Source organism: Pseudomonas sp. B21-010 (genome assembly GCF_024749325.1).
GTDB classification, from domain to species: Bacteria; Pseudomonadota; Gammaproteobacteria; order Pseudomonadales; family Pseudomonadaceae; genus Aquipseudomonas; species Aquipseudomonas kilonensis.
Genome location: NZ_CP087198.1, coordinates 24,626 through 40,047, shown reverse-complemented (window position 1 = coordinate 40,047; position 15,422 = coordinate 24,626). Strand labels below are relative to the sequence as shown.

General features: G+C 61.7%; 15 protein-coding genes. 9 read left to right on the top strand and 6 right to left on the bottom strand.

The window, feature by feature from the left end; translation table 11 throughout:
- Nucleotides 1-13: 13 nt before the first annotated feature.
- The 3 genes from LOY50_RS00185 to LOY50_RS00175 form a co-directional block, all read right to left on the bottom strand.
- Nucleotides 14-655: a thiol:disulfide interchange protein DsbA/DsbL gene (locus LOY50_RS00185; protein WP_214511153.1), complete on the bottom strand. Its 642-nt coding sequence runs from the start codon at nt 653-655 to the stop codon at nt 14-16.
- A 198-nt stretch (nt 656-853) separates the two neighbouring features.
- Nucleotides 854-1,465 carry a cytochrome c4 gene (locus tag LOY50_RS00180; RefSeq protein ID WP_214511152.1) on the bottom strand — a complete coding sequence of 204 codons (612 nt, stop codon included), beginning with the start codon at nt 1,463-1,465 and terminating at the stop codon, nt 854-856.
- Between the two features lie 46 nt (nt 1,466-1,511).
- Complete coding sequence (locus tag LOY50_RS00175) at nt 1,512-1,802, bottom strand: cytochrome c5 family protein (RefSeq protein ID WP_003177141.1); 291 nt, start codon at nt 1,800-1,802, stop codon at nt 1,512-1,514.
- A gap of 191 nt (nt 1,803-1,993) precedes the next feature.
- Between LOY50_RS00175 and yihA the strand changes: the two genes are divergently transcribed.
- Nucleotides 1,994-2,635: a ribosome biogenesis GTP-binding protein YihA/YsxC gene (gene yihA, locus LOY50_RS00170; protein ID WP_003196227.1), complete on the top strand. Its 642-nt coding sequence runs from the start codon at nt 1,994-1,996 to the stop codon at nt 2,633-2,635.
- 460 nt (nt 2,636-3,095) lie between these two features.
- Here the strand turns inward: yihA and polA are convergent, their stop codons facing one another.
- Complete coding sequence (gene polA, locus LOY50_RS00165) at nt 3,096-5,864, bottom strand: DNA polymerase I (protein WP_258690102.1); 2,769 nt, start codon at nt 5,862-5,864, stop codon at nt 3,096-3,098.
- Between the two features lie 74 nt (nt 5,865-5,938).
- Between polA and LOY50_RS00160 the strand changes: the two genes are divergently transcribed.
- Nucleotides 5,939-6,226, top strand: coding sequence for a DUF2782 domain-containing protein (locus LOY50_RS00160; RefSeq protein WP_018602771.1), 288 nt, complete (start codon nt 5,939-5,941; stop codon nt 6,224-6,226).
- Between the two features lie 59 nt (nt 6,227-6,285).
- Nucleotides 6,286-7,236 carry a homoserine kinase gene (locus tag LOY50_RS00155; protein ID WP_253470607.1) on the top strand — a complete coding sequence of 317 codons (951 nt, stop codon included), beginning with the start codon at nt 6,286-6,288 and terminating at the stop codon, nt 7,234-7,236.
- A 132-nt stretch (nt 7,237-7,368) separates the two neighbouring features.
- Here the strand turns inward: LOY50_RS00155 and znuA are convergent, their stop codons facing one another.
- Nucleotides 7,369-8,298, bottom strand: a complete 930-nt coding sequence (znuA, locus tag LOY50_RS00150; protein WP_258690101.1) for a zinc ABC transporter substrate-binding protein ZnuA — start codon at nt 8,296-8,298, stop codon at nt 7,369-7,371.
- 66 nt (nt 8,299-8,364) lie between these two features.
- Here znuA and zur point away from each other — a divergent pair, with 66 nt between their 5' ends.
- Genes zur through LOY50_RS00130 form a run of 4 tightly spaced genes read left to right on the top strand, consistent with a single transcriptional unit; the run spans nt 8,365 to nt 11,161 of the window.
- Nucleotides 8,365-8,847, top strand: a complete 483-nt coding sequence (gene zur, locus LOY50_RS00145) for a zinc uptake transcriptional repressor Zur (RefSeq protein ID WP_018602776.1) — start codon at nt 8,365-8,367, stop codon at nt 8,845-8,847.
- Nucleotides 8,847-9,629: a zinc ABC transporter ATP-binding protein ZnuC gene (gene znuC / locus LOY50_RS00140; RefSeq protein ID WP_018602784.1), complete on the top strand. Its 783-nt coding sequence runs from the start codon at nt 8,847-8,849 to the stop codon at nt 9,627-9,629. The genes zur and znuC overlap by 1 nt, the downstream gene beginning before the upstream one ends.
- Complete coding sequence (gene znuB, locus LOY50_RS00135; RefSeq protein ID WP_258690100.1) at nt 9,622-10,410, top strand: zinc ABC transporter permease subunit ZnuB; 789 nt, start codon at nt 9,622-9,624, stop codon at nt 10,408-10,410. Before znuC ends, znuB begins: the two co-directional genes overlap by 8 nt.
- Before the next feature lie 37 nt (nt 10,411-10,447).
- The gene (locus LOY50_RS00130; RefSeq protein WP_258690099.1) at nt 10,448-11,161 is read left to right on the top strand and encodes a PA5502 family lipoprotein; all 714 of its coding nucleotides are present in this window, start codon (nt 10,448-10,450) and stop codon (nt 11,159-11,161) included.
- A gap of 105 nt (nt 11,162-11,266) precedes the next feature.
- Here LOY50_RS00130 and katE read toward each other — a convergent pair whose 3' ends face one another.
- The gene (katE, locus tag LOY50_RS00125) at nt 11,267-13,483 is read right to left on the bottom strand and encodes a catalase HPII (RefSeq protein ID WP_258690098.1); all 2,217 of its coding nucleotides are present in this window, start codon (nt 13,481-13,483) and stop codon (nt 11,267-11,269) included.
- Nucleotides 13,484-13,670: 187 nt separating this feature from the next.
- Here katE and LOY50_RS00120 point away from each other — a divergent pair, with 187 nt between their 5' ends.
- Both LOY50_RS00120 and LOY50_RS00115 read left to right on the top strand, forming a co-directional pair.
- Nucleotides 13,671-14,678 (top strand): methionine ABC transporter ATP-binding protein, encoded by a 1,008-nt coding sequence (locus tag LOY50_RS00120; RefSeq protein WP_214511146.1) that lies wholly within the window; start codon nt 13,671-13,673, stop codon nt 14,676-14,678.
- Nucleotides 14,678-15,352, top strand: coding sequence for a methionine ABC transporter permease (locus LOY50_RS00115; protein WP_003196204.1), 675 nt, complete (start codon nt 14,678-14,680; stop codon nt 15,350-15,352). Before LOY50_RS00120 ends, LOY50_RS00115 begins: the two co-directional genes overlap by 1 nt.
- Nucleotides 15,353-15,422: the final 70 nt, after the last annotated feature.

Below are 15,422 nucleotides of genomic sequence, written 5' to 3'. Positions count from 1 at the left end.
GCGTGGGCCGCGCTTAGTTGGCAGCAGCCTTGGTGGCCGCTCGCTCTTTGGCGATCAGCTGGTCGGCCAGTTGCAGCGCTTCATTTGCGCCACCGGCGGAGCCGATGTCAAAGCGGTATTTGCCATTGACGATCATGGTCGGTACGCCCGTGATCTCGTATTTCTTCGCCAGCTCGCGGGCCTTCTTGATCTGGCCCTGGATGGCAAAGGAGTCGAACGTGGCGAGGAACTTGTCCTTGTCGACGCCCTGGGTGGCGAGGAAATCGGCCATCTCTTCTTTCTTGACCAGCTTCTTGCCTTCTTTCTGGATCGCGTTGAATACCGCGGCGTGAACCTGGTGCTCGACGCCCATGGCTTCGAGGGTCAGGAACATCTGGCCGTGGGCGTCCCATGGGCCGCCGAACATGGCGGGGATGCGCACGAAGTTAACGTCCGAAGGCAGTTTCTCGACCCATGGGTTGATAACCGGTTCAAAAGCGTAGCAATGCGGGCAGCCGTACCAGAACAGCTCCACGACTTCGATCTTGCCAGGCGCCGCCACCGGAACGGGGTTGGTCAATTCGACATAAGGTGCGGCTGGCTTTTCAGCCGCTTGGGCAGTGACGCCGAACAGGCTGGCGGCGACGAGCGCGGCGCTGATGATCAGATTACGCATGCTTTACTCCTGGACAATGAGGGGGCCTCGCGAGGCCTGTTTCTAAGACAGGCCGTGGCGGGTTCAAGTTCTCTAGTGTAACGGCAGCGGCCACAAAAAAGGGCGGCCAAAGCCACCCTTTTGATGCTCGCATCGACAGATTAATCGAGCGTTAACGTTGCAAGGGATGTACGCCCCTTGCAACGCCAGCCAAAGGCCTCAGTGCAGGCCCTGGATGTAGCTGGATACCGCAGCGATATCTTCGTCGCTCAGCTTCTTCGCAATGCTCTGCATCGGCTTGGTATCGCCGTCGTTGGTCCGGCCACCGTCTTCTTTGCGGAAGTCGGTCAGCTGCTTGCCTACGTACTGGGCATGCTGGCCGCCCAAGTGTGGGAAGCCGGCTGCGGCGTTGCCTTTGCCGTCAGGCGAGTGGCAACCGGTGCAGGCTGGAAGCCCTTTGTCCAGGTTGCCACCGCGAAAGAGCGCTTCACCACGGGCCACGAGCTTCGGATCGGCGGCGCCGACGCTGCCCTTCTGGCTGGCGAAATATGCCGCGATGTCCTCCAGGTCCTGATCGCTCAGGTTGGTCAGCAGGCCGGTCATTTCCAGCACCGTGCGCTTGCCGGACTTGATGTCGTGCAGTTGCTTGGTCAGGTAACGTTCGCCCTGGCCCGCCAGTTTCGGAAAGTTGGGCGCCATGCTATTGCCATCCGGGCCGTGGCAGGCTCCGCATACGGCCGCCTTCGCCTGACCGGCAGTGGCATTGCCAGCGGCGTGGGCTACGCCGGATATCCCCAAGGTCAACAGCAGACTCACGATCAGTTTGTTCATCAGCTAATCCAACTACGGCTAAGGGTTAAAGAGTTATGGACCGGGTTCACTCGCTCATCCACTGGATGATGGCTCGGTAATCCTCGGCACTGCAGTCCATGCACAAACCACGCGGCGGCATCGCCTTGAAACCCTGGGTCACGTGTTGCACCAGCGTCTCCATACCTTTCGCCAACCTCGGCGTCCAAGCTTCCTGATCGCCCTTGCGGGGCGCCGTGGGGAGTTGGCCGGAATGACAGGCACCACAAACACGGTTGTACACAGCTTCCGGATCCTGTGTAGCCTGAGCGCTGTAAAGCGGCATCAAGACACCGGCAGCTAGCAGCCATTTCGTCATAAAACGACCTTTTCAGGGTTGGGAACGAGCTGCGTTCTAACGCGCAATTTCGGTCGGTCGCTCCCGTGAACTTCATCCTACGCTGGGACAAAGCGCACACAAAATCTGCGGCATTATATACTGGCGTCACTGAAACGGAAACGACACAGCTTGCCGCGTCCATTCCCGACGCCGCCCACATCGGAAATCCCATGCAACTGAAGAACCCCATCCTCGGCCTGTGCCAACAGTCCACCTTCATGCTCAGCGCCGCCAAAGTCGATCAATGCCCAGACGACGAAGGCTTCGAAGTGGCTTTTGCCGGGCGTTCCAATGCCGGCAAATCCAGCGCACTGAACACCTTGACCCATGCGAGCCTGGCACGCACCTCGAAAACCCCGGGTCGCACGCAGCTCTTGAACTTCTTCAAGCTAGACGATGAACGGCGTTTGGTCGACCTGCCCGGCTACGGCTACGCCAAGGTACCGATCCCGCTCAAGCAACACTGGCAGCGTCACCTGGAAGCCTACCTGGGCAGCCGCGAGAGTTTGAAAGGCCTGATCCTGATGATGGACATTCGCCATCCGATGACCGACTTCGACCTGTTGATGCTTGATTGGGCGGTCGCCAGCGGTATGCCGATGCACATCCTGTTGACCAAGGCTGACAAGCTCACCTACGGCGCGGCGAAAAATACCTTGCTCAAAGTGCAGTCGGAAATTCGCAAGGGCTGGGGTGACGCGATCACCATCCAGCTGTTCTCGGCGCCCAAGCGCATGGGCCTGGAAGAAGCCTACACGGTGCTGGCCGACTGGATGGAATTGGCGGACAAGGGCAGCGAAGAGGCCGAATAAGCCAAATCGCAGGCAAAAAAAACCCCGGACTTCTTATGGGGAGGGGGAAGTTCGGGGTCCAAGTTCCGGACCGCTAGGGCGGGGTCCAGATATCTGCCAACACTTAACACAACATAGGAGCATTGAAGGGCTTCACCAGCCATTCAAAATCTCTGAGTGGCGATTCACGGGTTTAGTTCAGATTATTTTTGGAAATAACCGTAGGAATCTTCAGAGCTAATGAGGCTGCGCCTGGGTTTTCTGTGAGTCGATGTGGTGAGGACGCTTGCTCCTGCTGAGGCTCAAAGCGGCCCCGTAGGAGCTGTCGAGTGCAACGAGGCTGCGATCTTTCCCCTGACGCTTGAATCTCAAGTGAAGGATCAAGATCAAAAGATCGCAGCCTTCGGCAGCTCCTACAGGGCGCAGGCCAGCGGGAGCAAGCTCCCTCGCCACAAAAGCTCGAAGCCTCAGGACGAAAGGATCAGTGCGCCTCGTCCCAGTTATTACCCACGCCCACTTCCACCAGCAGCGGCACGTCCAGCGTGGCGGCGGCGCTCATGTGCTGGCGGATTTCCTCACGGACTTGATCGACCAGGTCTTCACGCACTTCCAGCACCAGTTCGTCGTGTACCTGCAGGATGACCTTCGCATCCAGCCCGGACGTCGTCAGCCAGCTATCCACAGCCACCATGGCTTTCTTGATGATGTCAGCCGCCGTGCCCTGCATCGGCGCGTTGATGGCGGTGCGCTCGGCACCTTTGCGCAGGGCCGGGTTTTTCGCGTTGATGTCCGGCAGGTACAGCCGGCGACCGAAAATGGTTTCGACAAAACCTTGCTCGGCCGCCTGGGCGCGGGTGCGTTCCATGTACGCCAGCACACCCGGGTAGCGGGCGAAGTAGCGGTCGATGTAAGCCTGGGACTGCTTGCGATCGACGCCGATCTGCTTGGCCAGGCCGAACGCGCTCATGCCATAGATCAAACCGAAGTTGATCGCCTTGGCGCTGCGGCGCTGGTCCTGGGTGACGGCCTCCAGCTCGACGCCGAAAACCTCGGCAGCAGTGGCCCGGTGCACATCCAGGTTGTGGCGAAACGCATAGAGCAAGCCTTCGTCCTTGGCCAGGTGCGCCATGATCCGCAGTTCGATCTGCGAGTAGTCCGCCGCCAGCAGCTTGTAGCCTTTCGGCGCGACAAACGCCTGGCGGATGCGTCGGCCTTCGGCCGTGCGGATCGGAATGTTCTGCAGGTTCGGGTCGATGGACGACAGGCGCCCGGTCGCGGCGACGGCCTGTTGATAATTGGTATGGACGCGGCCCGTGCGGCTGTTGATCTGTTCCGGCAGGCGATCGGTGTAGGTGCTCTTGAGCTTGCTCAGCGAGCGGTACTGCATCAGCACCTTGGGCAGCGGGTAATCCTGCTCTGCCAGCTCGGCGAGCACTGCTTCGGCGGTAGACGCCTGGCCCTTGGCGGTTTTGCTGAGCACCGGCAAGCCGAGCTTTTCGTACAAGATCACGCCCAATTGCTTCGGCGAGCCCAGGTTGAATTCCTCGCCGGCGATGGCAAACGCCTCACGCTCCAGCGCCACCAGTTTCTCGCCCAACTCGACACTTTGTACGCCCAGCAGGTTGGCATCGACCAACGCCCCCTGGCGCTCGATGCGCGCCAGGACCGGCATCAGCGGCATTTCGATGTCGTTGAGCACCGTGCCCAGGCTTGGCGTGGCGGCTAGTTTTTCCTGCAGTGCCTGATGCAGGCGGAAGGTCACGTCGGCGTCTTCGGCGGCGTAGGGGCCGGCCAGTTCCAGGGATATCTGGTCGAAGGTCAGTTGCTTGACCCCTTTGCCCGCGATGTCCTGAAAATCGGTCTTGCTCTGGCCCAGGTACTTGAGCGCCAGGCTGTCCATGTCGTGGCGGGTCGCGGTGGAGTCCAGCACGTAGGACTCAAGCATGGTGTCGAAGGCGATGCCCTGGACCAGGATGCCGTTGTTCTGATCGCCACCAATGGCGCAGTTGGCCAGGATATTGGTTTCGAACTTGGCGTGCTGGCCGACCTTGAGCTTGTTCGGGTTTTCCAGCAGCGGCTTGAGTGCCTTGAGCACCGTGTCGCGGTCCAGTTGCTCCGGCACGCCCATGTAGGAGTGGGTCAGCGGGATGTAGGCCGCCTCGAAAGGGGCCACGGCGAACGACAAGCCGACGAGTTGCGAATGCTGGGCATCGCCGCCATTGGTTTCGGTGACGAAGGCAAACAGCGGCGTTTTGTCCAGTTTTGCCAGCCACGCGTCGAAGCGCGCCTGATCGAGGATGACCTCGTACTTGGCCTCGGCAGCGCCGGGCTGTTCTTCGGTAACTTCGACGATCTCCTGGCCGGCACGCTTGGCGTCCCGCTGGTTGTCTTCGAACCAGCTCTTGAATTCCAACAGCGTGTACAGCTCGGCGAGTTTCTCGTGATCCGGTTGGCCCATTTGCAGGTCGTCGAGGCCGACATCCAGCGGTACGTCGGTCTTGATGGTCGCCAGCTCGTAGGAAAGCAACGCCATTTCCTTGTGCTCTTCGAGCTTGGCGGCCAGGGTCTTGGCGCCACGGATCGGCAAGGTGGCGACGATGTCCAGTTGCGCATACAGCTCGGTCAGGCCGCCATTGACGCCCACCAGCAGGCCGGAAGCAGTCTTCGGTCCGATACCCGGGACGCCCGGGATGTTGTCGGACGAATCGCCCATCAACGCCAGGTAATCGATGATCTGCTCGGGAGCGACGCCAAACTTCTCCTTCACGCCAGCCACGTCCAGGGCGCTACCGGTCATGGTATTGACCAAGGTAATGTGCCCGTCGACCAACTGCGCCATGTCTTTGTCGCCGGTGGAGATCACCACCGGACGGTCGGCCGCCGCGCTGCTGCGGGCCAGGGTGCCGATCACGTCATCGGCCTCGACGTTGTCCACGCACAGCAGCGGGAAGCCCAGGGCCTTGACGCTGGCATGCAACGGCTCGATCTGCACGCGCATGTCGTCGGGCATGCTCGGACGGTTGGCCTTGTATTCGGCGTACAGCTCATCGCGAAACGTCCCACCCTTGGCGTCGAAGACCACGGCAAACGGGCTGTCTGGATACTGCTTGCGCAGGCTCTTGAGCATGTTCAGCACGCCCTTGACCGCACCGGTCGGCAGGCCTTTGGACGTGGTCAGCGGTGGCAGCGCATGAAAGGCGCGGTACAGATAAGAAGAACCGTCCACCAGGACGAGGGGGGCTTGGCTCATGAGCAGGATCAACCTTTTCGGCGGGTCCGGGGCTAGAATAGCGGGACCGTTGACGACAAAGGGACAAGGTTATCATGCGTACACTAAATCGCCTGTTACTGGCTGGCTTGTTTGCAATCACCCCGTTGGCCGTCATGGCGGCGGATGACGCCCCCTCGGCGGACCCGGACGTCACCATCCGGACCGAAGGAGATAAAACCATTCAGGAGTATCGGCAAAACGGATTTTTGTACGCGATCAAGGTCACGCCCAAGAATGGCAAGCCTTATTTCCTGGTACGCGCCGACGGTACCGATGCAAACTTCATCCGCTCGGACCAGCCGGATATGCTGATCCCTTCGTGGAAAATCTTTGAGTGGTAGTACCGCTCTGCACTTCAACCGGCGCCCGCTGAAGGGCGCCCGTACTGGCAGTTTTAACCATGTCTGTGTTCACGCCCCTGGCTCGGCCCGAGCTGGAAACCTTTCTCGCCCCTTATGGGCTTGGCCGCCTGCTTGATTTCCAGGGGATCGCCGCCGGCAGCGAAAACACCAATTTCTTTATCAGCCTGGAGCAGGGCGAATTCGTCCTGACCCTGGTCGAGCGCGGTCCGGTGCAGGAAATGCCGTTCTTCATCGAACTGCTGGACGTGCTGCATGACGCCGACCTGCCGGTGCCTTACGCCTTGCGCACCACCGACGGTGTCGCGCTGCGGGAACTGGCGGGCAAGCCGGCGCTGCTGCAACCACGCCTGGCCGGCAAGCACATCAAGCAGGCCAACGCCCAGCACTGCGCCCAGGTCGGCGAGTTGCTGGCGCATCTGCATCTGGCAACCCGCGACAACATGATCAAGCGCAAGACCGATCGCGGCCTGGACTGGATGCAGGAGGAGGGCGCCAAGTTGCTCTCGCACCTCGACGCCGAACCGCGTCGGCTGCTCGAGGCGGCGCTGGATGAAATCTCGTTGCAGAAGGTCGGCATCCTGGCGCTGCCGCGCGCCAACATCCACGCCGATCTGTTCCGCGACAATGCGATGTTCGAAGGCACGCACCTGACCGGGCTGATCGACTTCTACAACGCCTGCTCCGGGCCGATGCTGTATGACGTCGCCATTGCCTTGAACGACTGGTGCTCGGACGACGACGGTGTGCTCGATGGCGCCAGGGCGCGAGCGCTGCTGGGCGCCTATGCGGCGCTGCGACCGTTCACTGCCGCCGAAGCCGAGTTATGGCCAACCATGCTGCGCGTGGCGTGCGTGCGGTTCTGGCTGTCGCGGTTGATCGCCGCTGAATCCTTTGCCGGGCAGGATGTGTTGATTCACGATCCGATGGAATTCCAGCAGCGCTTGGCGCAGCGGCAGACGGTTCACACGGTGTTGCCTTTCGCCCTCTGATAACCGACAGGGGCGCGAAGGCTTTTGTGGCGAGGGAGCTTGCTCCCGCTCGGTTGCGCAGCGACCGCAAGATTTCAGGGTCGCTTCGCGGCCCAGCGGGAGCAAGCTCCCTCGCCACAAGAGCAGCCGGGGTTACAACGACTCCAGGCACCCCGCCAGATCATTGCCCAACTTCTCCAACAACTGCTCATACCCCTGCGCCGTCGCCGGGGTATAGCCGCCCAGTGCATCGAGCTCCGCCAGCTTCACCGGCAACCCGGCCACCAGGGTTTCGGCCAGGCGCGGGCGCAGGGGCGGTTCGCTGAAGACGCAGGTTTTGCCCACGGCCTGCAAGCGCGTGCGCATTGCCGCCACATGCTGGGCACCGGGCTGGACTTCGGCGGCCACGGCGAACACCCCGGCGTGCTTGAGGCCGTAGTGGTCTTCGAAATAGTCGAACGCCTCGTGGAAGACGAAATACGGCTTGCCCGCGACCCCGGCCAGACGCGCCTTGAGGCGTATGTCCAAGGCATCGAGACGCTGGTTGAAGCCCTTGAGGTTGCTTTGATAGCGGGCCGCATTGGCCGGATCCGCCGCACTCAGGTCAGCCGCCATCTTGGCGGCGATCACCCGCGCATTGAGCGGCGAGAGCCACAGGTGGGCATCCACGGTGCCGGGGCGATGGTCGTGATCGTGTTCATCGGCGTCATGGTCATCATCCTCGTGGGACGCGCTGTCCTGGGCGAAGTGACGCAACTTGAGCCCCGGCAAATCCTGGATGGCAACGGAGGGCAACGTGCGACCGTTGAGCACCCGCGGCAGAAAGCCTTCCATATCGGGGCCGATCCAATACAGCAGGTCCACCGACTGCACCTTGCGTACATCCGATGGCCGCAACGCATAGTGATGCGGCGAAGCCCCTGGCGGCAGCAACACCTCTGGAACGGCCACGCCGTCCTGCACGGCGGCGGCAATCAGTTGCAGCGGCTTGATGCTGGTGAGCACCTTGACGTCGGCCTGGGCCGAGCCAATCAGTAGAAAACTTGCGACAAAAGCGACAAAGAGCGAAAAAAATCGGGACACGATGACCACTCGTAGAGGCGAGAACGGGTAACATAATAACGTCTCTCACTAAACTCGTCGCTGCCCATGCCTATTACACCCCTTGCCAGTCGCCCCCACGATCACTCCCACTGCGTGCACAGCGCGCTGTCCGAGGCCGACGCCATCTGCGCGCGCCAAGGGTTGCGCCTGACCGCCCTGCGTCGGCGCGTGCTGGAATTGGTCTGGCAAAGCCACAAGCCACTGGGCGCCTACGACATCCTCGCCGTGCTCAGCGAGCAGGACGGCCGCCGCGCCGCACCGCCGACGGTCTACCGGGCGCTGGATTTCCTCTTGGAAAACGGCCTGGTGCATCGCATTTCGTCGCTGAACGCCTTCGTCGGCTGCAACCATCCGGAGCACGCCCACCAAGGCCAGTTCCTGATCTGCCGCGAATGCCACGCCGCCATCGAGCTGGAACAGAAGTCCATCAGCGATGCCATCATCGCCAGCGCCAAGGACGTCGGCTTCGTGGTCGACACCCAGACCGTCGAGGTGGTCGGTCTCTGCTCCGGCTGCCAGGGGGCCTGATGAGCAATGCGTTGATCCGCCTCGAACAGGTGGCCGTGACGTTCGCCGGGCAGAGCGTGCTGGACAACATCCACCTGAGCGTCGAACCGGGGCAGATCGTGACCTTGATCGGCCCCAACGGCGCCGGCAAGACCACCCTGGTGCGCGCCGTGCTGGGTTTGCTCAAGCCCGACAGCGGCAGCGTCTGGCGCAAGCCCAGGTTGCGCGTCGGCTACATGCCGCAAAAACTCCACGTAGACCCGACGCTGCCACTGTCGGTGCTGCGCTTCCTGCGCCTGGTGCCAGGCGTGGACCGCGCACGCGCCTTGGCCGCGCTCAAGGAAGTCGGCGCCGAACAGGTGATCGACAGCCCGGTGCAAAGCGTGTCCGGGGGCGAGATGCAACGCGTATTGCTGGCTCGCGCCCTGCTGCGTGAGCCTGAGCTGCTGGTGCTCGACGAGCCGGTGCAAGGGGTCGATGTGGCGGGGCAGGCCGAGCTGTACAGCCTGATCACGCGCCTGCGCGACCGCCACGGCTGCGGCGTGCTGATGGTCTCCCACGACTTGCACCTGGTGATGAGCACCACCGACCAGGTGGTCTGCCTCAATCGCCACGTCTGCTGTTCCGGGCATCCCGAGCAAGTCAGCGGCGATCCGGCTTTCGTCGAGCTGTTCGGAAAAAACGCACAAAGCCTGGCGATTTATCACCACCACCATGACCACGCCCATGACCTGCATGGTTCGGTGGTCAGCGCCCCTTCTGCTTCCAATCATGTTCATGGAGATGGCTGCAAGCATGGCTGATTTTCTGTTGTACGCCCTGCTCGCAGGCTTGGCACTTGCCCTGGTAGCCGGTCCCTTGGGTTCGTTCGTGGTCTGGCGGCGCATGGCCTATTTCGGCGACACCTTGTCCCACGCAGCGTTGCTCGGCGTGGCCTTGGGGTTTCTGTTAGACGTCAGCCCGGCGGTGGCGGTGACCGTTGGCTGCCTGTTGCTGGCGGTGGTACTGGTGACCTTGCAACACCGCCAACCGCTGGCGTCCGACACGCTGCTGGGTATTTTGGCGCCGAGCACCCTGTCCCTCGGGCTGGTGGTACTAAGCTTCATGCATGACGTGCGGATTGACCTGATGGCCTATCTGTTCGGCGACCTGTTGGCGATCAGTCCTACAGACCTGTCGTGGATCCTCGGCGGTAGCGCCGCGGTGCTGCTGTTGCTGGTGGCGCTCTGGCGTCCCTTGCTGGCCGTCACCGTGCACGAGGAACTGGCCCGGGTCGAAGGCCTGCCCGTACTGGGCTTGCGCCTGGTGCTGATGCTGCTGATTGCGGTGGTCATCGCGGTGGCGATGAAAATCGTCGGGGTGTTGCTGATTACTTCATTGCTGATCATCCCGGCGGCTGCGGCACAGCGTCACGCCCGCTCACCCGAGCAGATGGCCCTGGGCGCGAGCCTGCTGGGCATGCTCGCGGTGTGTGGCGGCCTGGCACTTTCCTGGTTCAAGGACACCCCGGCCGGCCCGTCGATCGTGGTCAGCGCCGCCGCGCTGTTTCTGCTGAGTTTTGTCCTGCCTCGTCGAGGGGTGTAGACTTGCTCGCTTTTTGCGCAAATAGAGAGTCGCAGGAATGAAGCCGTTCGCCTCCCGTTATCTGCTCCTTGTCGCATTTTCCCTGCTACTGGGCGCCTGCCAGAGTACACCGCCGGTCACCCAGGCCCCCGATACGCGGGGCCCGGCCATCGCGCAGCTCGAGCAAAGCCTTGCCAGCAATGAGCTGGCCACCGCCGAAGACCAGTTGGCCGCCTTGCAAGCCCAGTCGGCCGAAGACCGGTCGCTGGAACCCTATCAACGGCAATTGGCCGAGGCGTATTTGCGCCGCAGCCAGATCGATCTGCAAAAAGGCGATGTAAACGCCGCCGCCACCGCCCTGAGCCGTGCCCGAGCCTTGATGCCCAAGGCCCCAGCGCTCACCGGCGAGGTCAACAGCGCCATTGCCGAAGCCCGCAAGGCCGACCTGGATAAAGCCGAGGCCGACCTCAAGGCCGCCGAAGCCAAACCGGTCGCCAAAGTGATCGACCCGAGCGCCCCCAGCACCACGGTTGCACTCAACCTCGCCGATATACAGCAAATGCGTCGACAACTTGATGCCATCGCCGCCGACGTGGTGAATTATCAGTGTGACGTCAGCATCCAGGCGCCGCGTACTGATGATTATCCTTGGTTGGAGACGTTGCTGACCAAGCGGGTCAAGAAACTGGACCCGGGGTTTGATTTGAAACTGCAGAAGCAGATCTTGCGCAGTGTGCCGGCGCAGATGGTGCTGACTCCGCGTAAGCCTTAAAAGCATCGCGAGCAAGCTCGCTCCCACAGGGTTAGGTGTCGATCACTAAACCCCATGTGGGAGCGAGCTTGCTCGCGATAGCGCCCTACCAGACAACAAATCTCTTTAGGCCGGAACCGCCTTGGCCCTCGGCTCCCGCGCCCAAACCCGATGCTGGGCAATCGCCGCAAAAAACCGCGAAAAACCGCTCGCATCCGCGTCTTCGATCAACCCCGCATCCACCTCCAGCTTCAACTCCACCAACAACTGCCGGGCCTCACCATGAAGCCCAATGGCTTTCAGATGCTTGTAGGCCTCCAGCACGTAATGCAACGCCACGCCGTCGCGACTCAAGGCCTTGATCGACTCCGCGCCACCGGGCACGAACACCGCGTCAAAGGCAATCGACGGCAACCCTTCCATGGACGCATCCACCGCCAGCGTTTTCCCATCGGCCGTGGTCACCGGTGCGGAGGTCGGCCCCAGCACTTTGGCGTGGGCGCCCTCGGCCTTCAGGGCCTTCTTGAGCGCATCGATGATCGCCCCATCGACACCGTTAGCCACCAACACCGCCACTTTTCGCGTCTTGATGTCGCCGGACAGCAGGTTCGCCTGGCTCAAGGCCGGTGACTGCTGCAGCGATGGCGTTGGCACATCGACGGTGCCCGCGGTAGGCGCCGGCAACCCGAGGTTTTTCGCCACTCGCCCGGCCAGTTCCAGGTCGATATTGGCGAGGATCTCATTGACCTGCCGCGCCCGGATGAACTCACGCTCCACCTTGCCCAGCTCGAAGCTGTAGGCAGCAACGATGTGCTCCTGCTCATGAGGGCTCATGCTCTTGTAGAACAACCGCGCCTGGGAGAAATGATCACCGAACGAATCGCTGCGTTGGCGGATCTTGTAGGCGTCGATGCGCTCTGGATAACTTTCGAAGCCGCCATCTTCCGGGCCGGACGGGGTTTCCTTCGGCCAGCCGCCATCGATTGAATTCGGTTCGTAGGAAGCACGCCCCTTGTCGATGGTGGTGCGGTGCATGGCGTCACGCTGGCCGTTGTGTACCGGCGTGATCGCCCGGTTGATCGGCAGCTCATGAAAATTCGGCCCACCGAGTCGGCTGATCTGCGTATCGGTGTAGGAAAACAGCCGCCCTTGCAGCAACGGGTCATTGGAAAAGTCGATGCCCGGCACGATGTGCCCGGGGCAGAACGCAACTTGCTCGACCTCGGCGAAGAAATTGTCCGGGTTGCGGTTCAGCACCATCTTGCCCAGGGGCGTGATGGGCACCAGCTCTTCAGGGATGATCTTGGTCGGGTCGAGCAGGTCGAAGTCGAATTTGTGCTCGTCTTCCTCGGCGACAACCTGCACGCCGAACTCCCATTCCGGGTAGTCGCCCATCTCGATCGACTCCCAGAGATCGCGACGGTGGTAGTCCGTATCTTTACCCGCCAGTTTCTGCGCTTCGTCCCATACCAACGAGCAGGTGCCGACGGTAGGGCGCCAGTGGAATTTGACGAAGCTGCTTTTGCCTTCGGCGTTGATCATGCGGAAGGTGTGCACACCAAAACCCTGCATCGCACGTAGGCTTTTTGGAATGGCCCGATCAGACATCGCCCAGATCACCATGTGAGCCGATTCCGGCACCAGCGAGACAAAATCCCAGAACGTGTCGTGGGCCGAGCCGCCTGTAGGCATTTCGTTATGGGGCTCGGGTTTTACCGCGTGGACAAAGTCCGGAAACTTCACCGCGTCCTGAATGAAAAACACCGGCATGTTGTTGCCCACCAGGTCGAAGTTGCCTTCGTCGGTGAAGAATTTCACCGCAAAGCCACGCACGTCTCGCACGGTGTCGCCGGAGCCGCGTGGGCCTTGCACAGTGGAAAAACGCACGAACACTGGGGTTTTCTTGCTCGGATCTTGTAGGAAACCGGCCTTGGTCAATGCCGAATGCGCGTCATAGCTCTGAAAATAACCATGGGCGCCGGTCCCACGGGCGTGGACGATGCGTTCCGGAATGCGTTCATGGTCAAAGTGCGTGATTTTTTCACGCATGATGAAGTCTTCCAGCAACGAAGGGCCCCGGGGGCCGGCGCGCAGGGTGTTCTGGTTATCGGCGATCTTCACGCCCTGGTTGGTGCGCAACGCCTGTTCGGTGGCGTCGGAGCGGAACTGTTCCAGGCTCTCGAGCTTGGCGTTGGTGTTGCCGCGATCCAGCGTGTCGGTCCCGGCCAGTTGGCTCTTGTTGACCGTGGGCTTGTTGGTACTCATCAGGCATGACTCCTCTTTGCAATCCCCGCCATGGCCGGGACTCTTGAGTTCGATACCGCAGGTTCGGCACCTGGGCATTTTCGAGTGGCTTAATGAGTGACCGATGCCGTTTGGCCGTGTTCCTTTTTTATGGCCTTTGATCGCGTTATTGCCAAATGAAAGGTCTGATCGCAAATAAATGCTAAGAACCTCTATACGGACAGGCTAAAATGCGCGCCCGGCTAACCGCTGATCCTTTTCCAACGCGCCCCACAAGGTTCGCTACGTGATCGAGTTTCAAGACGTCCATAAAACCTACCGGGTCGCCGGTAAGGATATCCCCGCCCTGCACCCGACCAGTCTGACGATTGAGAACGGTCAGGTCTTCGGCCTGATTGGCCATTCCGGTGCGGGAAAAAGTACCCTGCTGCGCCTGATCAATCGCCTGGAAGATTCCACGGGCGGCAAGATCATCGTCGACGGTGAGGAAGTCACCGCCCTGGACGCCAGCGGCCTGCGCCGCTTCCGCCAGCAAGTCGGGATGATTTTCCAGCACTTCAACCTGCTGGCGTCCAAGACCGTGGCCGACAACGTGGCGCTGCCACTGACGCTGGCCGGCGAATTGTCCCGCAGCGAAATCGACCAGCGCGTCGCCGAGTTGCTGGCGCGGGTGGGCCTGTCCGACCACGCCAGGAAATACCCGGCGCAATTGTCCGGCGGCCAGAAGCAGCGCGTCGGCATCGCCCGCGCCCTGGCGACCAAACCCAAGATTTTGCTGTGCGACGAGGCCACCAGCGCCCTCGACCCACAGACCACCGCCTCGGTGCTGCAACTGCTGGCGGAAATCAACCGCGAGCTGAAGCTGACCATCGTGCTGATTACCCATGAAATGGACGTGATCCGCCGCGTCTGCGATCAAGTGGCCGTAATGGACGCCGGCGTGATCGTCGAGCAAGGCCCGGTGGCCCAGGTGTTCCTGCACCCCAAGCACCCGACCACCAAGCGTTTCGTCCAGGAAGACGAGCAGATCGACGAAAGCGAACAGCGCGACGATTTCGCTCACGTCCCAGGCCGCATCGTGCGTCTGACGTTCCAGGGCGACGCGACCTACGCGCCGTTGCTCGGCACCATCGCTCGGGAAACCGGCGTGGACTACAGCATCCTGGCCGGTCGTATCGACCGCATCAAAGACACCCCCTACGGGCAACTGACCCTCGCCATCACCGGCGGTGACATGGAGGCGGCGTTTGCCCGCTTCACCGCGGCCGATGTCCACATGGAGGTGCTGCGCTAATGGAACTGTTGAGTTCGTTCTTCTCCAACATCGACTGGCTGGAAATCTGGCTGGCGACGGGCGACACCTTCCTGATGCTGTTCGGTTCGCTGTTGTTCACCGTGCTGCTCGGCCTGCCCCTGGGCGTGCTGCTGTTCCTGTGCAGCCCGCGCCAGTTGCTCGAAGCCCGGGGCGTTTATGCGCTCCTGTCGCTGATCGTGAACATCCTGCGCTCGCTGCCGTTCATCATCCTGTTGATCGTGATGATCCCGTTCACGGTATTGATCACCGGCACCTCCCTGGGCGTGGCCGGCGCGATCCCACCGCTGGTGGTCGGCGCCACACCGTTCTTCGCCCGCCTGGTGGAAACCGCCCTGCGCGAAGTCGACCGCGGCATCATCGAAGCGACCCAGGCCATGGGCGCAACGACGCGGCAGATCATCGTCAACGCCTTGCTGCCGGAAGCCCGTCCGGGCATTTTTGCAGCGATTACGGTGACAGCGATTACGCTTGTGTCCTACACGGCCATGGCCGGTGTGGTCGGCGCCGGTGGTTTGGGCGACCTGGCGATCCGCTTCGGTTACCAGCGTTTCCAGACCGACGTCATGGTGGTCACGGTGGTGTTGCTGCTGGTGCTGGTGCAGGTCCTGCAAACCGTGGGCGACAAACTGGTTGTGCATTTCTCTAGAAAATAAGGCCTCGCGGCCAATAAACCATGAGCCGGCCATTCGCTGGCAGGCGCCAAGAGCAGGCGCCCCACAAGGA